The organism is Pseudonocardia benzenivorans CB1190, assembly GCF_000196675.2.
Lineage (GTDB): Bacteria > Actinomycetota > Actinomycetes > Mycobacteriales > Pseudonocardiaceae > Pseudonocardia > Pseudonocardia benzenivorans.
Map to the genome: position 1 here is coordinate 682,758 of NC_015312.1, position 23,641 is coordinate 706,398.

Here is a 23,641-nt window from a genome sequence, read left to right on the forward strand (position 1 = left end):
CGTCAGTAGCCGGGGATTCCCTTGTCGCGGTAGAAGCGGGCCGCACCGGGATGTGTCGGCAGGACGTCGCTCATCGTGTTCGTCGCGGTGCCGGGGAGGCTGTAGTACGACGCGAGGGGGTGGACCTTCGAGAACTGGTCGAAGTGGGACTCCAGCGCCGTGAGGAACTGGTGGACGAGCTCCTCGCTGGTGTCCGCGCGGGTCACGAGCGTGCCGCCGGAGATCTCCACGGTCGGCACTTCGGCGGTCTGGCCGTCGTACGTGCCGGCCGGCAGCGTCGACGGCTTCCACCACGGGAACTGGGCACTCATCGCCGTGGCCTTGTCGGGGTCGATGCCGACGATGTGCGCCGTCGGCGACCCGGCGAACGCCTGGATCAGCACGGCCGCCCCGGGGCCACCGGCGTACCCGATGACGTCGATGTCGCCTGCCTTCATCCGGTCGGCGCACTCGGTCCACTCCAGGTTGGACAGCGAGAGGTCACCGACCGCCAGGCCGTACGGCGTCAGCAGTTCGCCGAGCATCGCGGTCTGGATCCCGGCGGCGGTGCAGACACGCTTGCCGCGCAGGTCGCCGATCGAGCGGATGTTCGGGTCCAGCGCGGTGACCTGGTACAGGCTCGGATAGCCGTTCATGACGAACCGCAGGTCCTCGGCCGGTGGCTCGTCGGCGAACTCGCCGGAGGCGCGCACCGCGGGGTACACGACCCGTGGGTCGGTGAGCCCGAACGTCAGCTCGCCGTCGCGGACCAGCCGGGTGTTCTGCAGGCCTCCCGCGGTGGCCTCGGCGCGGGCGTTCACCCCCTGCAGGTTGGTGTTGACGATCTCGGCCATCCCGGTCGCCAGTACGCCGTAGATCGCTCCCGAGGCCCCGCCCCCGAAGCTGACGTTGCTCGGCAGCCCGCCGTCGGCACCGGTCGATCCGCCGCCGCAGGCCGTCAGCGCGGTCGCCGCCGCGACGGCCGCGATCGCGAGCCGGTATCGCGGTCTGGTCATGGTCTTCATCGAGTGGCCTCCAGGAGCGCCGATGGGGGACGGACGGACGGGCGTGTGCGGGTCGCCCGGGCGTGGGGCCCGGACGTGGGAGAGCGGACGTGGCGGTGTTGCGGGGGAAACGGCGGGTCAGGACCGGGGACCGACGGAGATCAAGCGGCCGAGCCCGGGCACGTCCCGCGTCGTCACGCGGACCGTGTCGCCGATGGCGACCACAGCTCCGGGGGGCACCGGAGCCAGGACGAGCGGTCCGTCGTCGAGCTCGACGAGGGCCACCTGGTAGGGCGGTTCGAGGTCGAAGCCGGCGGGCGCGCGGTGCTGCGTCGTCACCGAGTGGACGCGGCCCACGCCGGACGTCTCCGCCCAGTCGGCCTCGCCGCGGGCACCGCACGCCGGACAGACCCACCGCAGGTAGGACGTGCGGTGCCCGCAGCTGCGGCAGCGGGGCGTCACGAGCCGGCCGTCCTGCAGCGCCGCCCAGTAGGGCCCGCCGCGCGGGTCGGCCAACCAGCCGTCGAGGTCGACCGCGCTCATGTAGCCCCCAGCACGAGCGTCGCCTGGGAACCGCCGAAGGCGCCGCCCCCTGCCGCGTGGCAGAGCGCCCAGTCGGCGTCGACCTGGCGGTCACCGGCCTCCCGCCGGAGCTGCCGCACCGCCTCGACGACGAGGAACAGCCCGTAGTAGCCGGGGTGGCAGTGCGACAGGGAGCCGCCCTGGGTGTTCATCGGCAGCCGCCCGCCGGGCAGGGTGACACCGTCGGCGAGCAGCTGACCACCCTTGCCCTTGGGGCAGAACCCGAGGTCCTCGAGCAGGACCAGCGGCAGGATGCTGAAGGCGTCGTAGAGCTGGACCAGGCCGACGTCGTCGACGTCGATGCCGGCCATGTCGAGGGCCGCCGGTCCGGTCCGCGCCGCGAGGGTGTGGGTGAGTCCGGCGGCGCCGAACAGCGAGTACTGCCGGTGTGCCTCGGCCCAGCCGGCGAGCGTGACCGGCCGGGCGTCGCGGCGTCCCGCCCGTTCGACGACGACCGCGGCCGCACCATCGGTGATCAGGCAGCAGTCGGCCCGCCGCAGGGGTTCGGCGATCGGGGGCGACGCGGCGATCTGCTCGGGCGTGAGCGGCTCCCGCCTGAGGGCGGCGGGGTTGCGCGTGGCCCACGACCGGTCGGAGTAGGCGACCATCCCGAGCTGGTCGAGCGTGGTGCCGAACTCGTACATGTGCCGGGCGGCGGCGAGCGCGTTGACGCCGATCGGCGAGAGCAGCCCGGCCGCGGCCTCCAGCTGCGCCGAGCGGTGGGCGGCGGGACGGGCGTGTCCCCCGAGGCGGCGCGACCGCGAGGAGGCCTGTGTGCTGGCGTAGACGACGAGCGCGGTGCGGCAGCGGCCGGCCGCGACGGCCTCGGCGGCGTGCATGATCTGCACGACCGGGGACGCGCCGCCGGCCAGCGTCGTGTCGGTCCGGTCCAGGGTCAGCCCGAGGTGCTCGGCGAGCTCCAGGGTCGGCCGGTCGGCCGGGACGAGATCGGCGCCCTTCGCGACGAGCAGCGCGTCGACGTCGGCCGCGGTGAGCCCGGCGTCGTCGAGGGCCTGCAAGGCCGTTTCGACGGCCAGGTCGATCGCCGCCATGCCGCAGTCGAAGGCGACACCGGCCTCCGCGGCACCGGTGATCACGGCACCTGCGGGGAAACCGTCCGAGCTCGGCCCAGGCATGTCCACCTCGTCGTGAGAAAGCCTGTGCAGACTTTAGAAGTCTGTACAGACTTTCGTCAACGCTCGGCGGTGCGCGCCCGGAATCGGATGAGCAGGACGAACCTGGCGGCTGGGCCGTCTGACGGATCACGCGCCGCGGTCGGCGCCCGGGCGGCCCGTGGCCGCGTTGTCGCAGGGCCCGATCAGGCCCGTTGTGCCGACCCGGCGTTCGCCGTGCCACGAACCGCCCGGATCACCGAGCCCATCGACGGCGGTCCGTCGGACACTCGCTCAGCGGGAGTCGGCCAGCTGCGGCAGCGAGATGCCGTAGCCGCGGATCTTGCGATAGATCGTCGCGCGCGACATGCCGAGCTGGCGGGCCGCCTCGGCCTTGTTGCCGTCGGTGTCGAGCAGCGCGTCGACGATCGCGTCGCACTCGATCGCCTCGAGCGGGGTGAGGACGCGGCGGGTGATCGCGCGGGTCTCGGCCGGGAGGTCGGCCGGGGCGATCGTGCCGGACCGCTTGCGCGCCACGATCTTGCGCAGCACCTGGTAGAGCTGCTCGACGTTGCCGGGCCAGCGGTTGCGCATGAGGACGCGCATCGCCTCCGGGGAGCACGTGAGGTCCGAGCCGCGGGTCAGCCGCGCGATCAGGTGCGGAACGAGCTCGGCGACGTCCTCGATGTGGTGACGCAGCGGCGGCACCTCGATCGTGCGCGGGAACGAGTCCAGCAGCTCGATCATGTCCGCGGCGGTGTCCTCGCGGCCGCGGTCGACCGTCGCCACGAGCCACGGCCGCTCCGGGTCGGTCGACTCGCGGTGCGGCTCCAGCGCGTCGGCCAGCGCACGCATGGCGTCGGGCGGCAGCGTGTCGACGTGGCAGAGCACCAGGGTGCCGCCGTTGCCCGTCTCGAGCTCCTCGCGGACGTCGGCGAGCCAGCGCGGCCCGAAGTCCTGCGCGTCCATGACCCGCAGGTGGGCGGCCGGGTTGCGGAGCTGGTGGGTGGCGCGCGCCAGGGTGCGCTTGCCCGAGCCGGCCTCGCCCTCGAGGACGAGCCACTCCCGCGCCTGCAGGTGCCGGTCGACGGCCTGTACGCACTTGGTCCACAGCGGGCCGGAGCCGACGGCGGCCGGCAGCGCGGTGGGCGGCGGCAGGCTCAGCGACCGGGTCGGGGCCGCCTCCGCCGCGACGAGCTGGACGTGCAGGACGCCGCCGTGGACGCCGTGCTCACCCCAGCTCGGCCGGGTCTGGACGCGGGCGATCGCGCCGCTGGGCAGGTCGACGAGCAGCTGGCGACGGCGGCCGGTCGAGAGCGCCTCGGCGGCGTGCGACAACAGCGAGCTCTGGTCGGCCGGATCGACGAGCTGCCGGGCCTGGTCGTTCATCATCAGCAGGTCGTCGCCGATGGCGAACACCGCGCCGCGGTTGCGCTGGCAGGCGGCCAGGTAGTCGTGCAGCAGGGACAGCTCGCGCCGGCCGGAGTGGTCGAGCAGCGTCTCCTCGATGCGTCGCGCGATGTTGGTCGCGACGGCGACCATCATCCGGTTCGCCTCGCGCCGCCAGCAGGTCAGGTCGATGACGCCGAGCAGCTTGCCGCTGACGGGATGGCGGATCGGGGCCCCCGCGCAGGCGAAGTCCTCGAGGTGCTCGACGTAGTGCTCGTGGCCGAAGACCAGCGCCGGGCCGCGCCCCTCCAGGGCCGTGCCGATGCCGTTGGTGCCGACGTAGCGCTCGGCGTAGCTGAAGCCGGGGGCGAGCCAGATGCGGTCGAGCCCCTGGTTGAGCTTGGTGTCGGTGCTGCGCCGGTCGAGGACGACGCCGTCGTCGTCGCACAGGATGACGCTCACCGGCTCGGTCGCGAGCTGGTCGCTCATCTCGGCCAGGATCGGGCCGGCGGCGCGCGCGAGCAGCGAGTCGGAGTCGAACGCCGTCTCGTACGGCAGATCGAGGTGGTCGACCGGAACCTGGAAGTTCCGCGACCGCGTCCACGAGGCCAGGATGGGGGCGCGCACGACGCCCGGTTCGACGCTCTCGTCGGTCAGGAACGCCGACCGGGCCTCCGCCACACGCGCGGCGGCTGCGCCGACGGGCACCTTGGCTTCCTCGCTTCCGGCGTCCGTCGCCGGCTGCGAGGAGTGGGGGGTCGAGTGTTCCGTCGAGTGGACCAACCGGTTGCCCTCCTGGACGCAGCCACCCGCCACGTTCTTGTGGCAGGAGCCATCGATCCGGACGGTACCGCCCGGACGCCACGAACGATAGGGCCCCCCGAACTGCCCACCGTCTCATATTGAGACCGCAGGTCAGGCCCTGCGGGGGTGTGATTCCCGGCACGAGAGGCACTGCGTTCGGGGACCCGCGAACCCTGATCACAACCGCTCGTGTCCGAGCCGCCACCGAGGGCGCCCGCGCTGTCTCCCGGTGAACGCCCGGGCTCGCGATCGCAGACGGCCCGCCGGCGCGTCCACGCCGGAAGGCCCGCAGGGGTTGCGAGGGCAGTGGGGTCAGTGCGGTCCACGCATCGAACCCTGAACACCCACCACGTGAGGAGACGACGTGAGTCGGCAGAGTCTGGCTAAGGCTCACCAGAAGATCCAGGAACTCTCCTGGGAGCCGCAGTACCACGAGCCGTACATGAAGTACGGAACCGACTACACCTTCCGCAAGGCCGCGAAGAAGGACCCGCTCAAGCAGGTCCTGCGGTCGTACTTCCCCATGCAGGAGGAGAAGGACCACCGCGTCTACGGCGCCTCCGACGGTGCCATCCGCGGCAACATGTTCCGCCAGGTGCAGGAGCGCTGGCTGGAGTGGCAGAAGCTGTTCCTGAGCATCATCCCGTTGCCCGAGGTCTCCGCGGCCCGGTCGATGCCGATGCTCTTCCACGTGGTTCCGAACCCGGAGCTGCACAACGGCCAGGCCATTCAGATGATCGACGAGGTGCGTCACTCGACGATCCAGCAGAACCTGAAGCGCCTGTACATGAACAACTACATCGACCCGGCGGGCTTCAACAACAGCCTGCGGAACTTCCACAGCGACTACTGCGGCACCATCGGCCGTCAGTTCGCCGAGGGGTTCATCACGGGTGACGCGATCACCGCGGCGTCGATCTACCTGACGATCGTGGCCGAGACGGCGTTCACCAACACGCTGTTCGTGGCCATGCCGGCCGAGGCGGCCGCCAACGGCGACTACCTGCTGCCGACGGTGTTCCACTCGGTGCAGTCCGACGAGTCGCGGCACATCTCCAACGGCTACGCCACGCTGCTCATGGCGCTGTCGGACGAGGACAACCGCCAGCTGCTCGAGCGCGACCTGCGCTACGCGTGGTGGAACAACCACCGTGTCGTCGACGCGGCCATCGGTACCTTCATCGAGTACGGCACGAAGGACCGCCGCAAGGACCGTGAGTCCTACGCGGAGATGTGGCGTCGCTGGATCTACGACGACTACTACCGTGCCTACCTGATCCCGCTCGAGAAGTACGGCCTGGTCATCCCGCACGACCTGATCGAAGAGTCGTGGAAGCAGATCTGGGAGAAGGGCTACGTCCACGAGGTCGCGCAGTTCTTCGCCACCGGTTGGCTCGCCAACTACTGGCGCATCGACGGCATGACCGACGAGGACTTCGAGTGGTTCGAGTACAAGTACCCGGGCTGGTACGACAAGTACGGCAAGTGGTGGGAGAACTACAACCGCCTCGCCACGCCGAACGGGCACAACCCGATCGTCTTCGAGGACGTGGACTACGTCTACCCGGCCCGCTGCTGGACCTGCATGGTCCCGTGTCTGGTCCGTGAGGACATGGTCATGGCCGACGTCGACGGGGTCACCCGTACGTACTGCCACGAGGTCTGCCGTTGGACGGACGTCGAGGCCTTCCGCCCGACGTACCAGGGTCGCGAGACCCCGAACATGGGTCGCCTGGTCGGCCACCGCGAGTGGGAGACCCTGTACCACGGCTGGAACTGGGCCGATGTCGTGTCCGACATGGGCTTCGTTCGGGACGACGGCAAGACGATGACGGCGCAGCCGCATCTGAACCTCGACCCCAGCAAGATGTGGACTCTGGACCACATGCGGCGGTGTCCTCCGCTGCAGAGCCCCAACGTGTTGATCAACGAGATGGACGACGCCGGCAAGGCGGCGTTCCACGCTGACTACATCCGTCAGGGGCCCGCCGGACGTCCGGCACCTGAGAACGCCTGAGCGCGGGTCAGGTGAGGGGGAAGGGCCGGCGGCGCCACCGTCGGCCCTTCCTCTGCCAGGCCGAACTCAGTACATGAAGCAGGTCGACCGGTAAAGGAAGTCATGGGCAAAAAGCACATCGTGCGGTTCGAGCCGGTGGGCATCGAGATCGAGGTCGACGAGGACCAGAACATTCTTCGTGCCGCCGCCGAGCAGGGCGTCCAGCTCATGCACGGCTGCAAGGAAGGTCAGTGCGCCGCCTGCAAGTCCTTCGTGCTCGAGGGCGAGGACATCGACTACGACTCGTACTCGACGTTCGCGCTCCCGGACTACGAGAAGGAGGAGGGTTCGACCCTCCTGTGCCGGGCGCACGCGTACGAGGACCTCGTGATCGAACTCCTCAACTACGACGAGGAGATCATCCGGGGTGGCCTCCCGCTGCGGAAGGGTGTCGCGGAGGTGGTCTCCAACGAGGAGGTCACCCACGACATGCGGCACCTGGTTCTCAAGCTCGTCGAACCCGAGGAGATCAAGTTCTTCCCGGGGCAGTATCTCGATCTCATGGTGCCGGGCACCGAGGAGAGCCGCTCGTTCTCCATGGCTAACGTCCCGGGCCGCGAGGGCCACTTCGAGTTCGTCATCAAGATCTACCCCGATGGCCTGTTCTCGGAGTTCCTCGCAACCAAGGTCTCGGTCGGCGACCGGCTCGACGTGGAGGGCCCGTTCGGCACCTTCACGCTGCGCGAGAGCCGTTCCTCTCCGCTGATCTTCGTCGGCGGCGGGGCCGGACTGGCTCCGGTGCTCGGTTTGTTGCGATCGATGGCGGACCGTGGCGTCGAGCGTGAGGCCGTCTTCTACTACGGGGCCCGCGGCCAGCGGGACCTGTGCTTCGAGAAGGAACTGCGGGAGTTGGAGGAACGGCTTCCCAACTTCCGGTACGTCCCAGCCCTGTCGGAGCCGGCGGACGGCGACGACTGGAGCGGCGAGACCGGGCTGATCACCGACGTGGTGAAGCGGCTCGAGTCGGACCTCTCGGGCCGGGATGCCTATGTCTGTGGACCGCCGCCGATGGTGGACGCGGCGATCCCGGTGCTCACGGCACTCGGAGTGTCTGAGCAGAACATCTTCTACGACAAGTTCACCACCACCGGTGAACAAGGAGGCGAGGACGGCCAATGACGACCACTCAACGTCCGGAACGCAGTGTTCCGAAGCCTACTTTCACCGACGCCGAAGCCGGCGCCCAGGAATTCCCCGACTCCGGTGCGAGCGCCCGTCGCTACAACTACTACAAGCCGGCGAAGCGCAAGCAGACCCACTACGAGGACGTCACCGTCGACGTCCAGCCCGACCCGCGCCACTACCTGTCCCAGGGCTGGATCTACGGGTTCGCGGACGGCTCCCGCGGCTACCCGCTGACCTGGACCAAGCTCAAGGCCTGGGGCGTCGACGAGCCCGAGCCCGAGCGCGGCATCGGCTCCGGCGGACGTCACGTCGCGGACTGGCCGGCCCACGGCTGGCACGAGTTCCGTGACCCCAACGAAGAATGGGAGATGACGTTCTACCGTTACAACGCGAACGTCGTCCGCCAGGTCAACCAGAACATCGAGAACGCCCGGGTGCTGAAGGGCTTCGACAACTGGACCCCCAACTGGGTCAACTTCGTCGAGCGCAACGTCGGCGCCTGGATGCACGTCGAGCACATCCTCGGTCTGTACGTGTTCGCCGCCTGCAACCGCTCGGCGCCCACGAACATGCACAACACCGCGATCGCGGTGAACAGCATGCACAAGATCCGGTTCGCCCAGGACCTCGCGCTCTACAACCTGACCCTGAGCGAGGAGATCGACGGGTTCGACGGGAGCGCCCACCTCGACGCGTGGAACAACGACGACGTCTGGCAGGGCGTTCGCAAGGTGACCGAGGCCCTCACGGCCGTCGACGACGACTGGGGCGAGATGATGTTCGCCACGAACGTCGTCTTCGAGCCGCTGATCGGCGAGCTGTTCCGGTCGAACCTGGTCATGCAGGTCGCGGCCGGCAACGGCGACTTCGTCACCCCCACCGTCATGGGTGCCGCGGAGTACGACTACGCCCAGCGTGACCTGCGCTGGACCCAGGCCTGCTTCGGTCCGCTGGTTCAGGACCGCGAGTTCGCCGACCACAACAAGCAGCTCCTGCAGGGTTGGCTCGCCAAGTGGGTGCCGCAGGCACTCGAGGCGGCCCGGACCCTGCAGCCGATCTGGTCGCTGCCCGACGCCAAGCCCCCGCGATTCGAGGACAGCCTCGACCGCGCCAAGAGCCGGTTCGCCGGAATCGTCTCCGACCTCGGACTGGAAGCCCCGAAGGAGCTGAACCTGTGACCAGTTTCAAGACCGCAGAAAGCCCGTTCAAGGCCGACAACACCGCGTCCGGTAAGGCCGGCGTCACCCTGATGAACAACCAGGTCGGGGTCGTCGTCGCGGATGTGATGGCGAAGCAGGAGAACGTCACCGTGACGCACCTGCCGTCGATGATCCGGGTCGACTGCGTGGGCCGCATGGACTTCGTCTACGACGAGATCTCCGAGGCGCTCGGCGAGGAGCCCGGCTTCTACGACGCCGCCGAGTTCGAGGAGAACATGTCCACGCACTACGGCAAGATGATCCACATGGATGACCGGACCGTCATGTTCGGGAATCTGGAGGAGGCCGCCGAGTTCATCGGCGACATGCTCCCGCCCGAGGTGACCCGCTAGTCCAGCGGCGCCTCGCGTCACCATCCCCGGGTCGCCGACCGCGCACGCCGGTGCGGCCGGCGACCCGGGCCGCTCCACAACTTCTCTCACCCCGCGCAGACGTAGAGATCTGAGTCCAGGAGGGCCTAGTGGCCAAGGAACTGAAGTTCGGACAGGAAGCCCGCGACCTGTTGCAGGCAGGCGTCGACCAACTCGCCGAGGCCGTCAAGTCCACGCTGGGCCCCAAGGGGCGCAACGTCATCCTGGAGAAGATCACCGGGACGCCCGAGGTCACGAACGACGGTGTGACCATCGCGCGCGAGATCTACCTGCGTGACCCGTTCGAGAACATGGGCGCGCAGATCCTCAAGGAAGCCGCGATCAAGACCAACGACATCGTCGGCGACGGCACGACGACGGCGACGGTCATGGCGCAGGCCATCGTCCGCGAGGGTATGAAGGCCATCACCTCCGGCGGCAACCCGGTGCTCGTCAAGCGCGGCATCGACATGGCCGTCGCGGCGATCGTCGAGCACCTGTCGACGGTGGCGCACCCCGTCGACAGCCTGGAGCACCTCTCCCGCGTCGCCGCCATCTCGGCCAACGACGACGACACCATCGGCACGGTCATCGCGAAGACCCTCTACACCGTCGGCGACGACGGCGTGATCTCGGTCGACGACGGCAACGTCCTCGGCCTCGAGGTCAACTTCGTCGAGGACTTCGAGTTCGACAACGGCTACGTCTCGCCGTACCTGGTCACCGACCCCGGCCAGATGCTCGCCGTGCTCGACGACCCCTACATCCTGCTGTCGGCGGAGAAGATCACCGACGTCCGGCAGCTGATGCCGATGCTCGAGCGCGTCATGCGCGACCCGAAGCCGCTGGTCATCGTGGCCGAGAAGGTCGAGGGCACCGCGCTGCAGATGCTGGTGCACAACCACGTCAACGGCCACCTCAAGGTCACCGCCATCCAGGCCCCCGGCTTCGGTGAGAAGCGGATCCACCTGCTGGAGGACATGGCCGCGCTGACCGGCGCGAAGGTGCACTCGAAGGCGTCGTCGTTCTCGCTGGAGCAGATCACCGTCGAACACCTCGGGCGGGCGACGCAGGTCCGCGCCGACAACGAGAACACCGCGATCATCGGCGGCCACGGGGCCAAGGAGGCGGTCGAGCGGCGCCTCTCGCAGCTGCGCGCCGAGCTCTCGCGCGCCACGATCGGTACCGACGAGGACTGGCTCTCCGACCGCATCGCCCGGCTGTCCGGGAAGGCCGCGATCATCTCCGTCGGCGCCCCGACCAACGCCGAGCTCAAGGAGATCCGTCACCGCGTCGACGACTCGCTGCAGGCGACCCGGGCCGCGATGGCCGAGGGCATCGTCGCGGGCGGTGGCTCGGCGCTGCTGCACTCCGAGGCCGCGCTCGACCGGCTGCAGGTCTCGGGCGACTACCAGATCGGCGTCGAGATCGTCCGGCGGGCGCTCACCGAGCCGGTGCACCTCATCGCCACGAACGCGGGCTACGACGGCGCCGACGTCGTCAAGCAGGTCTCGGACCTGGGCGTCGACGAGGGCTTCGACGCGCTCGAGGGCCGCTACGGGAACATGATCGAGCTGGGCGTCATCGACCCGCTGCGCGTCGTGCGGTCCGCGCTGCAGAACGGCGCCTCGGTCGCGGGCCTGATCCTCACCACCAACTCGCTGGTGGCCGAGGAGCAGACACCGTGGAACAAGGCGCTGATGACGGAGTACGGCCCGCTCGACGACGGCATCCCGCAGCCGTCGCCCGACTCCAGCACCCCGCAGTCGCTCGGACTCGGCCCGTCGATGGGCTGATCCGACCCCCGTCCCGCCCCGGACCTCACGACGGGGCGGGACGGGTCGCGCGACCACCGGAACGCCGGCGACCCGGAGCGGGAGGGGACCACGATGTATCGCAGCGCGACCGCCGACTACGTCGTGATCGACGCCCAGGTCCACGCCTGGGACGGCAGCCCGTCCAACCAGGCCGGTCCGTCCGGTGAGGCCTACGTCGCCGAGCTCTACCGGCGGCACCGGTTGCTCGACCGCCAGCCGCAGGCCGTCGACGTCGACGAGTTCGCCCGCGTCACCGGTGAGGGGCTGCTGGCGGACGTGATCGGCGGGCACGTCGACAGTGCCGTCCTCCAGCCGCTGACGCTCGACGACCTGTTCGTGCTGGGCTTCAGCCCGACCGCGTGGCACGCCGAGCTCGCGGAGGACCTCCCCGGGCGCTTCGTCCTCACCGGCGAGGTCGACCCGGCCATGGGATCGGCGGGCGCGCGGGGCCTCGCCGCCCGGGTCCGCAACGCCGACCTGCGCGGTCTGCATCTCGCGCCCGCGCACCGGCCCGGAACCCGGATCCCCCTGGGCGAGCCGTGGCTGCGCCGCGTGCTCGCGCGCGCCGAGCAGTCGGGCGCGACCGTCGTGCACCTCGGCGTGGGACCGTCGACGCCCTCCTGGCCGGGGGTTCCCGGCTGGGCCATCCCGCGCCGGGCCGACGTCGCCGCCGCGGCGGCCCGGCCGCGGCGCTGGCCGGACTGGGCACATCCCGTCCGGGCGGGGTCGGCGCTGCCCGTGCGCTCGCCCGCTCGGTCCGCCGGCCAGGGCGGCTTCGATCCCGTCCAGCTGCGCGACCTCGCGGCCGCGCTGCCGCGCGTCCAGTTCGTCCTGGGCGCGGCCTGCATGCCCACCGCGAGCCTGTGCCGGCTCGCCCGGCTGCCCAACGTGCACGTCCTGCTCACCGAGCTGCTCGCCGGCCTGCGGCTGCACCGGGTCGACGCCGCCCGGGCGTTCGGGGCCCTGCTCGAGGCGTTCGGGGTGCACCGCATGCTGTTCGGCAGCGGCTACCCGCTGATCCGGCCCGCGCGGTTGGTGCGCGAGCTCGTCGAGTTCCGGTTCCCCGAGGAGCTGTGCGGCCGCTACGCCGACCTCGACGAGCTGGGCAGGCACGCCATCCTCGGCGCCAACGCCGCCCGGCTCTACCGCATCCCGCTGCCCGCGGGTGCGATCCCGTCGGCGCCCGCCGCCCTGCGTCCCGGCGCCGGTTCCTGACCGGTTCCCCTGTGTGGGCCGGCCCCTGGCGGGTAGCCCCGTGGCTCGAGCCCGATCGCCGTCGTTCGCCCGGCCCGCTCCCGTGCTTCCGGTTGCGGGTCGAGATCACCGTGCCTAGCGTCGGGCGATTCTCGGGGGAGGTACGCCATGACGACGACCGGTGACGCGGAGCATCGGCAGGACGACCCGGACCACGGCGGCGCGGCGGGCACGCAGGTACAGAGCGGCACGCAGGTACAGAGCGGCACGCAGGTACAGAGCGAGGTGTCGGAGTCCACGGTCCGCCAGGCGGTGGGCGCGGCGGCGATGGGGAACCTGGTCGAGTGGTTCGACTACGGCATCTACAGCTACGTGACGGTCTACATCGCGGCCGCCATCCTGGGGGGTGACTCCAGCTCGAACGTGGGTCTGGTGCTGGCGCTGTTCGCGGTCGCCTACCTGGTCCGGCCGTTCGGCGGGATCGTGCTGGGACCGCTCGGCGACCGGATCGGCCGCAAGAAGGTCCTGGCGATGACGATCGTCACGATGTCGGCGGCGAGCTTCCTGCTCGGCTGCCTGCCGACCTACTCCGTCGCGGGTTGGGGAGCCCCGGTGCTGCTCATCCTGATCAGGCTCGTCCAGGGCTTCGCGACGGGCGGGGAGTACGGCGGCGCCGCCGCGTTCATCGCCGAGTACGCGCCGGACAAGAAGCGCGGCTTCTACTGCAGCTTCCTGGAGTTCGGCACCACCGGCGGGTTCGTGCTGGCCGCGGGCCTGGTCACGATCCTGCAGGTGTCGCTGTCCGACGCCGCGATGCACGCGTGGGGCTGGCGCATCCCGTTCCTGATCGCCGGTCCGCTCGGCCTGGTCGGGCTGTGGCTGCGGTCGCGGCTGGACGACACCCCCGCCTTCCGGGCGCTGGAGGAGCGGTCCGTGGTCTCGGCCTCGCCGCTCAAGGACGTCCTCACCCGGCACTGGCGCCCGATCCTGGTGTGCATCGGGCTGGTGCTGTTCTACAACGTCGCCGTCTACACGGTGCTGTTCTACATGCCGACCTACCTGCAGACCTCGCTCAAGCTGGCCGCGACACCGGCGCTGCTCTACGTCCTCGGCATGATGCTGGTGATCATGTTCGTCATCATCCCGGTGGGTGCGCTGTCCGACCGGATCGGCCGGAAGCCGCTGATCGTGACGTCGTGCATCGGGTTCATCGTGCTGTCGTACCCGGCGTTCATGCTGCTGGACACGGCGACGGCGTGGGGCACGGTCCTCGGCCTGGTCATCCTGGCGCTGCTGCTGGTCATGCTGCTGGGCACGATGTCGGCGACGCTGCCGGCGCTGTTCCACACCGAGGTGCGCTACGGCGGCTTCTCCATCGGCTACAACATCTCGACGTCGATCTTCGGCGGGACGGCGCCCGCGATCCTCGCGCTGCTCGTCGACAAGACCGGCAACAACGCGATCCCCGGCGCCTACCTGGCGGTGGCGGCGATCGTCTCGCTGGCCGCCGTCGTCATCGTGAAGGAGAGCTCGCGCAAGCCGCTCCCGGGCGCGGTGTCCAGCTCGGTGGCGGCGACCGTGTAGCAGTCGGCGACCGCGTAGCGGGCGGCGTCAGCGCGTCCGCGGCGGCAGCGTCGTCGCGACCACGCCGTCGCCGACCGCGGGGACGCCGGTGAGTGCCCGGGCCGCCTCCTGGGGGACGTCGGCGCACCGCACCATGGCGCCGTCGACGAGCAGCGGGCGCCGCGCCGGGGTTCCCCCCAGGTAGGCGAGGACGCCGTCGACGCGGGTCGGCCCGCTGCCGACGTCGCGGGTCCGGATCTCGCCGGTGTGCAGCCTCGCGAGGCGGTAGCGGCCGTCGCCGCCCGGTCCCGCGCCCTCGCAGGCGTCGAGGACGGCGACCTGCTCCGGCGTCGCCAGCCAGACGACGTGGTCCTCCTCGACGCCCGGCACCGCGGCCAGCACCGCAGGCCGGGCGCCGTCACGGGTGCGCAGCCCGTACGCCCACACCGCGGCCAGCCCGCGGGTGCGCACCCGGAGCACGACGACAGGCTCCGCGCCGAGCCCGAGCGTCGCCCGCAGCCAGCTGATCTTCGAGGGGTTGCGGTTCGAGCCGTAGGCCAGCACCGGCAGCCGGCCCGTCGTCGGCGCCGCGCCGCGGGCCGCCAGCCAGCCGTCCAGCGGCTCGTCCTGCACCCGGCCGCGGACCAGCGCGTACCCCACGCCGTCGGCGTGCACGTACGACGTCGGTGGCACGGTGCCGGGATAGGGATCGGCCGGGAAGTCCTCGTCCGCGTAGGGCCCGGCCACGAGCGCGAGCCTAGGCTGTTGCGGTGTTACCCCCGACGATCTCCTGGGTCGACGACCACGTGGAGCTGCTCGACCAGACGGCGCTGCCCCGGCTGCGCACCGTGTCCGTGACGACCGTCGAGGGGATGGTCGACGCCATCCGCCGCCTCGTGGTCCGCGGCGCCCCCGCGCTGGGGGTGGCCGGGGCGATGGGGGTCGCGCTGGCCGCCCGCACCCTCGACGGCGACGCACTCGCCGACGCCGCCGCGCGCATCGGGGCGGCCCGGCCGACCGCGGTCAACCTCTCCGTCGGCGTCCGCCGGGCGCTCGCCGCGGCCGACGGCGGACCCGACGCCGTGCTCGCCGCGGCGCTCGCCGTCCGCGACGAGGACGTCCGGTCCTGCCACGCCATCGGGGAGCGCGGCGCGACGCTGCTGCGCGAGCTGTGCGGCGGCGATCCGCTGCGGCTGCACACGCACTGCAACGCCGGTGCACTCGCCTGCGTCGAGTGGGGCACGGCCCTCGGCGTGGTGCGCTCGCTGCACGAACAGGGCCGGGTGGCCCACGTCGTCGTCGACGAGACCCGGCCGGTGCTGCAGGGCGCCCGGATCACGACGGTCGAGCTCGCCGCGATCGGCGTGCCGCACCGGCTGGTCGTCGACGGGGCCGCGGGCTCGATCATCGCCCGTGGCCTGGTCGACGCCGTCGTCGTCGGCGCGGACCGGATCGCCGCGAACGGCGACGTCGCCAACAAGGTCGGGACCTATCCGCTCGCGCTGGCCGCCGCCCGGGCGGGGATCCCGTTCGTCGTCGCCGCGCCGGAGTCGACCGTCGACACCGCCACCCCCGACGGCGCCGCCATCGAGATCGAGGAGCGCGACGCGGGCGAGGTGCTCGGCAAGGGCCTGACGCTGCCGGCGACGCAGGCGTGGAACCCGGCCTTCGACGTCACACCGAACGACCTGGTCACCGCGATCGTCACCGACCGGCGAACCTGGCGGCCCGCGGGGTGAGAGCCGGAATCGACGGCGCCGCCTTCCGGCTGTTGCTGGTCGCGACGGTCCTCGCCTTCGGTGGGTACTCGCTGCTGCTGCCGGTCGTCCCGCTGTGGGCGACGCGCGGTGGTGCGGGCCCGCTGGGCGCGGGCATCACGACGGGCGTGCTGATGGCCGTCACCGTCGCGACGCAGAGCGCGACGCCGTGGCTGCTGCGCCGCCTGGGGCACCGCTGGGTGCTCGGGGTGGGCATGGTGCTCATGGGCGCGCCGTCGCCGCTGTTCGCGCTCTCGGCCGCGCTCGGGCCGGTCCTCGCGGTGTCGACGCTGCGCGGCATCGGGTTCGGGCTGGTCACCGTCGCGGGCAGCGCGCTGGTCGCCGAGCTCGTCGCGCCGGCCGAGCACGCGCGCGCGGCGAGCCGGTTCGGGCTCGCCGTCGGGCTCCCGCTGCTGGTGCTGCTGCCGGCGGGTGTGGCCGTCGTCGAGGTCTTCGGGTTCACGGCGGTGTTCGTCGGCGGCGCGTTGCCGCTGCTCGGCGCCGCACTGATGCCGCTGCTGCGGGTCGGCCGCGTGCGCCCGGTCGCGGGTTCCGGGCCGGCGGAGGCGGTCGGGGCCGCGCCGCGGCGGCGGGGGGAGGCCGGCCCGTTCCTGGCGATGCTCGCGTGCTCCACGGCGCAGGGCGGGCTGATCACGTTCGTCCCGGTCACCGGCACCGCGACGGCCGCCACGATCGCGCTGTTCGCGACGGCCGCCGGCTCGCTCGGCGGTCGGTGGCTGGCCGGACGGCTCGCCGACGCCCGAGGGCTCGGTGGGCGGCTGCAGCTGCCGGGGGTCGCGGTCGCGGCGGCCGGGATGGCGGCGGAGGTCGTCGCCGTGCTGCTCGGCGGCGCGCCGCTGCTGCTCGTCGCGGGTGCGGCGGCCGTCGGCGTCGGGTTCGGCCTGGTGCAGAACGACTCGCTCGTGCAGCTCTTCGCGCTCGGCAGGCCGGCCGGCTACGGCCGGGCCAGCGCGATCTGGAACATCGCCTACGACGCGGGCACGGGCCTCGGCGCGGTCGCTCTCGGAGCGGTGGCCGGTCCGTTCGGCTTCGGCGCGGCCTTCGCGGCAGGGACGGTGTTCCTGCTGCTCGTCGCGCCGCTGGCCCGGTCGCGACACGGACGGTGACGGTCGGAGAACGACCGGTCCGCCTGGCGTCGCACTTTCGAGCGCCAGGGCCTGCCGACGTGCGGAAACCTTCGTACGGTGATCGTCGTGACCCCTCGCGACCTGGCTTTCGCACTCGCCACACGGCTCGACGACGTCGTCCCGCCCGGGCTGCGCGTGCGTGCCGACGGCGGGCGGGTCGTCGTGCTGCGGGGCGACGCGGTCGTCGGCGGGTCGGCCGCGCCCCGGCTGCTCGACGGCGAGACCGGCGACCGGCAGGTCGCGACCGCCACCTACGCGACGATCAACGCGGTGCAGGAGGTGGTCGCGTACTGCGTCGCGTCGCCGTGGCCCGCGCGGGCGGGCGCCCGTCCGAAGCCGCAGGCCCGGCTCGACGGCGGGGTGCTGCGGGCCTGGTACGGGCCCGCGGCGCGGCCGGTGCTGGCGCTGGAACCGGTGCACCTGCTGTGACGGCCGTGCGCGGCGATGGTCGCCAGGGCGACCATCGCCACGCACGGTCACGAGCCGCGGGTGATCCACTCCTCGAGGTGCGGGAGCTCGGTGCCGATCGTCGTCGAGTCGCCGTGGCCGGTGCGCACGGCGGTGTCGCCGGGCAGCGTCAGCAGCCGGCCACGGATCGAGTCGATGATCGTGTCGAACGACGAGAACGAGCGGCCCGTCGCGCCCGGGCCGCCGGAGAACAGGGTGTCGCCGGTGAAGACGGTGCCCAGGTCCTCGGCGTAGAGGCAGGTGGAGCCGGGGGAGTGGCCCGGCGTCGTGATCGCGCGCAGCGTGACCCCGCCCGCGGTGAGCACGTCGCCGTCGTTCAGCTCGCGGTCGGGCCTGCGGTCCGGCCAGGTCATCTCCCACAGCGGGGCCTCGGCCGGGTTCAGCAGGATCGGCGCGTCGAACCGGTCGGCCAGCGCGGGGGCCTGGTTGACGTGGTCGTCGTGGGCGTGGGTGCACACGACGGCCACGACGCGGCGACCCGCGACCGCCTCGGTGATCTTCTCCAGGTCGTGGGCGGCGTCGACGACGATGACCTCGTTCTCGTCGCCGACGATCCACACGTTGTTGTCGACGTCCCACGTGCCGCCGTCGAGGGAGAACGTCCCCGAGGTCACGACGTGGTCGACGGGCGGCATCAGAGCACCACCACCGACCGCAGGACCTCGCCGCGCTCCATGCGGTGGAACGCCTCCTCGACGGCGTCGAGCCCGATCTCCTCGGACACGAACTTGTCGAGCGGGAGCCTGCCCTGCAGGTAGAGGTCGATGTAGGCGGGGAAGTCGCGGGTGGGCAGGCAGTCGCCGTACCAGGACGACTTCGTCGCGCCGCCGCGGCCGAAGATCTCGATCATCGGGACCTCGAAGGTCATGTCCGGCGTCGGGACGCCCACCAGGACGGCGGTGCCGGCGAGGTCGCGGGCGAAGAACGCCTGCTTGAGGGTCTCCGGCCGGCCGACCGCGTCGACGACGACGTCGGCGCCGTTGCCCCCGGTGAGCTCCTTGATCGCCTCGACGGCGTCGACCTCGCGCGAGTTGACCAGGTGCGTCGCGCCGAAGCCCTTGGCCCACTCCAGCTTGGTGGGGTCGACGTCGACGGCGATGATCGTGGTCGCCCCGGCGAGGTTCGCGCCCGCGATGGCCGCGTTGCCGACGCCGCCGCAGCCGATGACCGCGATGGAGTCGCCGCGCCCGATCCCGCCGGTGTTGATCGCGGCACCCAGCCCGGCCATCACGCCGCAGCCGAGCAGGCCGGCCGCCGCGGGCCGGGCCTCGGGGTTGACCTTGGTGCACTGGCCGGCCGCGACCAGCGTCTTCTCGGCGAACGCGCCGATCCCGAGCGCGGGCGAGAGCTCCGTGCCGTCGGCCAGCGTCATCTTCTGCGAGGCGTTGTGGGTGGCGAAGCAGTACCACGGCTTGCCCTTGCGGCAGGCCCGGCACTCGCCGCAGACCGCGCGCCAGTTGAGGACCACGAAGTCGCCGGAGGCGACCTCGGTGACGCCCTCGCCGACGGCCTCGACGATGCCCGCGGCCTCGTGGCCCAGCAGGAACGGGAACTCGTCGTTGATACCGCCCTCGCGGTAGTGCAGGTCGGTGTGGCAGACCCCGCACGCCTGGATCTGCACGACCGCCTCGCCGGGGCCGGGATCCGGGATCGTGATCGTCTCGACCGAGACGGGTGCGCCCTTGGAGTGGGCGACGACCGCGCGGACCTGTTGCGACATGGCTGACTCTCCCGGTTGCTCGGTTCGACGCGGATCACGGCCGCATCGCTGGCAGCTTGTCATGTTGCCCTAGCGACCCGGATCACGCGTGCCTCATCGTGGCTGCCCGTCGGGTTAGGTTCCGGGGGTGATCGAGCGAGTCGACGACGACGGCGTCGCGGTCCTGACGATGGCCCACGGGCCCGTCAACGCGATGGACATCGAGCTGTGCCGGGCGGTGGCGGAGACCTTTCGCGGGCTGGCCTCGGATCCCGCACGCGCGGTCGTGCTGACCGCGGGCGGTGGCTCCTTCTCCGCGGGGGTGGACCTCAAGCGGTTCCTCGACGGCGGGGCCCCCTACGCCGAGGAGTTCCTGCCTGCGCTCGCGGACAGCTTCCGCGCGGTGTTCGACCTGACCAAGCCGGTAGTGGCCGCGGTCAACGGGCACGCCATCGCGGGCGGCTGCGTCCTCGCCGCGTGCGCCGACGTCGTGCTGATGGCCGACGGCAAGGGCCGGATCGGCGTCCCGGAGCTGAAGGTCGGCGTCCCGTTCCCGCGGATCGCGCTGGAGGCCATGCGGTTCGCCGTCGGCGAGACGACGGCCCGCCGGATGATCACCGGTGCCGGCACCTACACGGCCGCCGACGCGCACGGTCTCGGGCTCGTCGACGAGATCGTCGACCCCGGCGAGCTGCGCGACCGGGCCGTCGCCGCGGCCCGCGCCATGGCCGACGACGTCCCGGCCGACACCTTCGCCGTCACCAAGGCCGCGCTGCGCCGCGAGGCGAGCGAACGCGCCGACCGCTACGCCGACGACGACGAGGCCGTCCTGCGGCTGTGGAGCACGCGTGCGACCGACGGGTGGGTCGCCGAGTACCTCGCCCGCGTCACCCGGCGGTAGCCGGTTCGTGCTGCCGCACACCGCCGTCGGCGACCCGGCCGGTGGTGTTCGTCGTGCGTGGCTCGGGCACCGGCGAGCTCGTCGGACCGGCCGGGACTCCCGACGGGGAGTCGCACGGCCCGGGGCGAGCACCGCTACACGTTCACATCCGAGTAACGGCTCGGCCCAAGGGCCGCAGGGGCCGCTAGCGTCTCGGCCCATGGGATCATCGCGGGCGGCGCTCGGGATCGGGGTCGTCGCCGGGGTCGGTCGTCCGGGGCCGTCGCGGATCGCGGCACCGACGCCAGAAGGCCTCCTCGACGTCGGTGCGCTGGCGACCACCGAGAACACCGCGTTCGCCGACCTCCTCACCCACCCGACGCTCGACGCGCTGCTCGCGGCAGGTCGAGGCGCGTGGAGCGACGTCCTCGGCTGGCTGCGCGAGCGGCTCGCCGACCCGGCCCGGATCGGGCCGTTCCTGCTGCCGCCCCACGGGGTGACGCCGGTGCTGCCGTTCACCGTCGCCGACTACGTCGACTTCTACGCCTGCGAGCAGCACGCGATGAACGGCTCCGAGATCCTGCGCCCCGGCACCGCCCGGACGGCGCCGAACTGGCGGCACCTGCCCGTCGCCTACCACGGCCGGGCCGGGACGGTCGTGGTGAGCGGGACGCCCGTCGTCCGCCCGCGGGGGCAGCGCGCGGCAGGCGACTGGGGGCCGACGCGGCAGCTCGACGTCGAGGCCGAGCTGGGGTTCGTGTGCGGCGGCCCACCCCGCCCCGCGGGCGAGCCCGTACCGATCGACGAGGCGCTGGACCACGTGTTCGGCGTCGTGCTCCTCAACGACTGGTCCGCGCGCGACATCCAGTCCTTCGAGTCGCGCCCCCTCGGACCGATGCTGGGCAAGTCCTTCGCGACGGCGATCTCGGCCTGGGTGACCCCGCTCGACGCGCTGGCGGGCGCCTGGGTCGACCCGCCCCCGCGCGACCCGGAGCCGCTGCCGTACCTGCGCGGCAAGGCCGACCGCGGGCTCGACGTGACGATGGAGGTGCGGGTGGGTGGCACGCTCGTCTCGTCGCCGCCCGCGGCCGACCTGTACTGGACGCCCGCGCAGCTCGTCGCGCACCTGACGTCGAACGGTGCGTCGCTGCGCCCCGGCGACCTGCTCGGCTCCGGCACCGTCTCGGGCGGACGCCGTGAGCAGTGGGGCAGCTTCCTCGAGCTGTCCTGGGGCGGTGTGGACCCCGTCGCGCTCGACGACGGCACCACCCGCACCTACCTCGAGGACGGCGACGAGGTCGTCATCACCGCGACGTTCCCCGGCCCCGACGGTGCGCGGCTCGCCCTGCCGGAGGTGCGCAACCGGGTGCTCCCGGCACGCTGAGCGGCCCCGGGCCCGCCGCGGGCGCCGCTCGCGGGGTCAGAGCGGGCGCAGCGGGTCCGGCGTGCCGAGTGCGTCCGCGACGAAGGGCGGGATCTCGCGCTTGCCGGAGCCGTCGGTCGCGATGACGACGTAGGTCGTGCGGCCCGCGCAGGTGACCTCGTCGCCGCGGCGGACGTCGAAGTCGAGGACGAAGCTGGTGCGGCCCAACCGCGCCGTCGAGACCGCGACGCCGATCTCGTCGCCCCAGCCGACCCCGGTCCGCCAGTCGATCTCCGAGCGCACGAGCTGGACGTCGTAGCCCTGGCCGAGCATCTGCGGGTAGGGCAGCCCGCGGTGGGCGAGGAACGCGGCCATGGCCTCGTCGAACCAGGCCAGGTACCAGGCGTTGAAGACGACGTTCTGGGCGTCGACCTCCAGGTAGCGCACCGTCACCGGGAAGACGAACGGCTCGGTCACCGCGCGCCCTCCGGCGGCGCGAACACGACGACGATCGAGAGGTCCTCGCTCACGTCGTCGAACTGGTGGTGCTCGCCGGCCGGGACGAACACGACGCTGCCGGGCCCGACCTCGTGGTCGCCGTCCCGGGTGCGCAGCGTCGCGCGGCCGCGGACGACCATGTAGACCTCGTCCTCGACGTGCGGGTGCTGGCCGTCCTTGCCGCCCACCGGGATGCAGTAGGTGCCGACGGACAGCGCGGCGGAGCGGACGTGTTCGCGGTACTGGTTGGGTTCACCGTCGCGCACGGCGAAGACGCCGGCGGCTCGCAGGATCTCCACGCGCTGAACGTATACCGGCGGCCGGGCCCGACGCGTCGGCCGACCGGCCCGGCGCCGCCGACCGGCCGTTGCCCGCCCGCGGGCGGCGTGCGAACATGTGTTCGGGCCGCTGGTCGGGGGGAGTGTCGTGGCGACGGAGATCCTGCGGATGCACTGCTGCGGCGTCGAGTGGGTGGGCGCCGACAGGGCGCACTGCTGCCGGCGGACGGGCGGGTGCGGCGCGGTGTACGACGACGCCGCGCTGTGGGACGCGCACCGCCGGGCCGGTCGCTGCCGCGACCCGCGGGAGCTCGACCTCGTGCAGACGCGCAACGGGATCTGGCTGCGTCCGACGGCCTGACGACGCGGCCTCTGATCGACGCGGCCTCTGATCGACACGGCCTCTGATCGACACGGCCTCTGATCGACACGGTCTCCGGCCGGGGCGTGCCGGCGCCCGGTCCCGACGGCGTCCGGGTCAGCCCACCTGGTCGCGGATCGTCCGGTTGACCGCGCGGCCGAAGGCGGCGACGAGGCCCTGCACGGTGATCGGCTTCAGTCGGGCGAGGGCCGCGGCGAGGCGGACCCGTTGCGCCGCAGGACGTCCGGCGTCGCGGTAGGGCTGCAGGACCTCCCGCTGGAACAGTTCCATCAGGTCCTCGGCGAGCGCGGTGGTGTGAGCGGCGATCAGCGCCTGGGAGTCGCGCAACAGCGTCGGAGGCAGGCCCGAGTCGAGCATGTCCAGGCCCGGACCCAGTGCGCCGTGCAGCCGGACGGTGCCGTCGTCGAGGACTTCGACGATGCCGAGGGTCTGCAGGTCGGCGACGGCGGCGTCGTCGAGCGGGCGGCCGGCGCGCCGGTCGAGCTCGTCGCGGGAGACGTCCTCGAGGTGCTCGGGGACCCACGGCGTGAGCAGTGCGCGGTGCAGGGCGAGGTCCTCGGGGCCGGCGTCGTGGGGCACCCGGCCGAGATGGCGTTCGATCGCCGCGAGGGTGAAGCCGAGCGCGGACATCTCCCCGATCAGCTCCAGTCGCGCGACGTGCTCGGGGCCGTACAGCCCGGTCCGGCCGCGCAGCCGCGGCGGCCCGATGAGACCGCGACCTGCGTAGAAGCGGATGGTCCTGACACTGATCCCGGTGCGTTCGGCGAGCTGGTCGACGGTCAGCTCGGCGGCCGGGCCCGCGTCGGCCGGCTCGGCGGCCGGGCTCGTCTCCGGGCTCGCGGGCGGGCTCGCGGGCGCGGTCGGGCGCGCGGTCGGGTGCACTGCCATGTCAGGAGGCTACGACGACCTTGACCTATGTGACAGTGCTGCTGTAACAAAGATGGTGCCGACAGAGCCGTCCTCAGCCGAGAGG

The 23,641-nt window shown here is 72.1% G+C and carries 23 protein-coding genes; 13 read left to right on the plus strand and 10 right to left on the minus strand.

Annotated features, from left to right (window positions below; genetic code table 11):
* Window positions 1-2 precede the first annotated feature (2 nt).
* The 4 genes from PSED_RS03225 to PSED_RS03240 all read right to left on the minus strand — a co-directional run bounded on the left by PSED_RS03225 (window position 3) and on the right by PSED_RS03240 (window position 4,774).
* Entirely contained in the window at window positions 3-995 is a 993-nt protein-coding gene (locus PSED_RS03225; RefSeq protein ID WP_158511287.1) for a TAXI family TRAP transporter solute-binding subunit, read from the minus strand.
* A 126-nt stretch (window positions 996-1,121) separates the two neighbouring features.
* On the minus strand, window positions 1,122-1,526 hold the full coding sequence (locus PSED_RS03230; protein ID WP_013672830.1) for a Zn-ribbon domain-containing OB-fold protein: 405 nt from the start codon (window positions 1,524-1,526) through the stop codon (window positions 1,122-1,124).
* Window positions 1,523-2,701 carry a thiolase C-terminal domain-containing protein gene (locus PSED_RS03235; RefSeq protein WP_013672831.1) on the minus strand — a complete coding sequence of 393 codons (1,179 nt, stop codon included), beginning with the start codon at window positions 2,699-2,701 and terminating at the stop codon, window positions 1,523-1,525. Before PSED_RS03235 ends, PSED_RS03230 begins: the two co-directional genes overlap by 4 nt.
* Window positions 2,702-2,971: 270 nt before the next feature.
* Window positions 2,972-4,774 (minus strand): sigma-54-dependent Fis family transcriptional regulator, encoded by a 1,803-nt coding sequence (locus tag PSED_RS03240; RefSeq protein ID WP_041760376.1) that lies wholly within the window; start codon window positions 4,772-4,774, stop codon window positions 2,972-2,974.
* Between the two features lie 475 nt (window positions 4,775-5,249).
* Between PSED_RS03240 and PSED_RS03245 the strand changes: the two genes are divergently transcribed.
* The 7 genes from PSED_RS03245 (at window position 5,250) to PSED_RS03275 (ending at window position 14,216) form a co-directional block, all read left to right on the plus strand.
* Entirely contained in the window at window positions 5,250-6,887 is a 1,638-nt protein-coding gene (locus PSED_RS03245; RefSeq protein ID WP_041760377.1) for a ferritin family protein, read from the plus strand.
* Window positions 6,888-6,989: 102 nt separating this feature from the next.
* On the plus strand, window positions 6,990-8,045 hold the full coding sequence (locus tag PSED_RS03250) for an FAD-binding oxidoreductase (RefSeq protein ID WP_013672834.1): 1,056 nt from the start codon (window positions 6,990-6,992) through the stop codon (window positions 8,043-8,045).
* Window positions 8,042-9,229: an aromatic/alkene monooxygenase hydroxylase subunit beta gene (locus PSED_RS03255; RefSeq protein WP_013672835.1), complete on the plus strand. Its 1,188-nt coding sequence runs from the start codon at window positions 8,042-8,044 to the stop codon at window positions 9,227-9,229. The genes PSED_RS03250 and PSED_RS03255 overlap by 4 nt, the downstream gene beginning before the upstream one ends.
* Window positions 9,226-9,603, plus strand: a complete 378-nt coding sequence (gene mimD, locus PSED_RS03260; protein ID WP_013672836.1) for a propane 2-monooxygenase effector subunit MimD — start codon at window positions 9,226-9,228, stop codon at window positions 9,601-9,603. Before PSED_RS03255 ends, mimD begins: the two co-directional genes overlap by 4 nt.
* A gap of 128 nt (window positions 9,604-9,731) precedes the next feature.
* The gene (gene groL / locus PSED_RS03265; RefSeq protein WP_013672837.1) at window positions 9,732-11,417 is read left to right on the plus strand and encodes a chaperonin GroEL; all 1,686 of its coding nucleotides are present in this window, start codon (window positions 9,732-9,734) and stop codon (window positions 11,415-11,417) included.
* Window positions 11,418-11,510: 93 nt separating this feature from the next.
* Complete coding sequence (locus PSED_RS03270) at window positions 11,511-12,653, plus strand: amidohydrolase family protein (RefSeq protein WP_013672838.1); 1,143 nt, start codon at window positions 11,511-11,513, stop codon at window positions 12,651-12,653.
* Window positions 12,654-12,800: 147 nt separating this feature from the next.
* The gene (locus PSED_RS03275) at window positions 12,801-14,216 is read left to right on the plus strand and encodes an MFS transporter (RefSeq protein WP_013672839.1); all 1,416 of its coding nucleotides are present in this window, start codon (window positions 12,801-12,803) and stop codon (window positions 14,214-14,216) included.
* A 27-nt stretch (window positions 14,217-14,243) separates the two neighbouring features.
* Here the strand turns inward: PSED_RS03275 and PSED_RS03280 are convergent, their stop codons facing one another.
* Complete coding sequence (locus PSED_RS03280; RefSeq protein ID WP_013672840.1) at window positions 14,244-14,942, minus strand: hypothetical protein; 699 nt, start codon at window positions 14,940-14,942, stop codon at window positions 14,244-14,246.
* 23 nt (window positions 14,943-14,965) lie between these two features.
* On the opposite strand from PSED_RS03280, the gene mtnA reads away from it, so the two are divergent.
* The 3 genes from mtnA (at window position 14,966) to PSED_RS03295 (ending at window position 17,529) form a co-directional block, all read left to right on the plus strand.
* On the plus strand, window positions 14,966-15,934 hold the full coding sequence (gene mtnA, locus PSED_RS03285) for an S-methyl-5-thioribose-1-phosphate isomerase (RefSeq protein WP_013672841.1): 969 nt from the start codon (window positions 14,966-14,968) through the stop codon (window positions 15,932-15,934).
* Complete coding sequence (locus PSED_RS03290) at window positions 15,931-17,079, plus strand: MFS transporter (RefSeq protein WP_013672842.1); 1,149 nt, start codon at window positions 15,931-15,933, stop codon at window positions 17,077-17,079. The genes mtnA and PSED_RS03290 overlap by 4 nt, the downstream gene beginning before the upstream one ends.
* 87 nt (window positions 17,080-17,166) lie before the next feature.
* Window positions 17,167-17,529: a hypothetical protein gene (locus PSED_RS03295; RefSeq protein WP_143770342.1), complete on the plus strand. Its 363-nt coding sequence runs from the start codon at window positions 17,167-17,169 to the stop codon at window positions 17,527-17,529.
* A gap of 47 nt (window positions 17,530-17,576) precedes the next feature.
* On the opposite strand, the gene PSED_RS03300 is transcribed toward PSED_RS03295, so the two are convergent.
* Together PSED_RS03300 and PSED_RS03305 are read right to left on the minus strand one after the other, a co-directional pair.
* A complete protein-coding gene (locus tag PSED_RS03300) occupies window positions 17,577-18,203 on the minus strand; it encodes an MBL fold metallo-hydrolase (protein WP_013672844.1) in 627 nt (208 codons plus the stop codon).
* Window positions 18,203-19,288 (minus strand): S-(hydroxymethyl)mycothiol dehydrogenase, encoded by a 1,086-nt coding sequence (locus tag PSED_RS03305; protein ID WP_013672845.1) that lies wholly within the window; start codon window positions 19,286-19,288, stop codon window positions 18,203-18,205. Before PSED_RS03305 ends, PSED_RS03300 begins: the two co-directional genes overlap by 1 nt.
* Before the next feature lie 127 nt (window positions 19,289-19,415).
* Here PSED_RS03305 and PSED_RS03310 point away from each other — a divergent pair, with 127 nt between their 5' ends.
* Both PSED_RS03310 and PSED_RS03315 read left to right on the plus strand, forming a co-directional pair.
* Window positions 19,416-20,168, plus strand: a complete 753-nt coding sequence (locus PSED_RS03310; protein ID WP_013672846.1) for an enoyl-CoA hydratase/isomerase family protein — start codon at window positions 19,416-19,418, stop codon at window positions 20,166-20,168.
* 199 nt (window positions 20,169-20,367) lie between these two features.
* The gene (locus PSED_RS03315) at window positions 20,368-21,531 is read left to right on the plus strand and encodes a fumarylacetoacetate hydrolase family protein (protein WP_013672847.1); all 1,164 of its coding nucleotides are present in this window, start codon (window positions 20,368-20,370) and stop codon (window positions 21,529-21,531) included.
* 36 nt (window positions 21,532-21,567) lie between these two features.
* On the opposite strand, the gene PSED_RS03320 is transcribed toward PSED_RS03315, so the two are convergent.
* Complete coding sequence (locus PSED_RS03320) at window positions 21,568-21,987, minus strand: acyl-CoA thioesterase (RefSeq protein WP_013672848.1); 420 nt, start codon at window positions 21,985-21,987, stop codon at window positions 21,568-21,570.
* Complete coding sequence (locus PSED_RS03325; RefSeq protein ID WP_013672849.1) at window positions 21,984-22,307, minus strand: cupin domain-containing protein; 324 nt, start codon at window positions 22,305-22,307, stop codon at window positions 21,984-21,986. Before PSED_RS03325 ends, PSED_RS03320 begins: the two co-directional genes overlap by 4 nt.
* A gap of 127 nt (window positions 22,308-22,434) precedes the next feature.
* Between PSED_RS03325 and PSED_RS03330 the strand changes: the two genes are divergently transcribed.
* On the plus strand, window positions 22,435-22,647 hold the full coding sequence (locus PSED_RS03330) for an FDXHR family putative zinc-binding protein (RefSeq protein WP_233899284.1): 213 nt from the start codon (window positions 22,435-22,437) through the stop codon (window positions 22,645-22,647).
* Window positions 22,648-22,764: 117 nt separating this feature from the next.
* On the opposite strand, the gene PSED_RS03335 is transcribed toward PSED_RS03330, so the two are convergent.
* Window positions 22,765-23,556 (minus strand): MerR family transcriptional regulator, encoded by a 792-nt coding sequence (locus PSED_RS03335; protein WP_013672851.1) that lies wholly within the window; start codon window positions 23,554-23,556, stop codon window positions 22,765-22,767.
* Window positions 23,557-23,641: the final 85 nt, after the last annotated feature.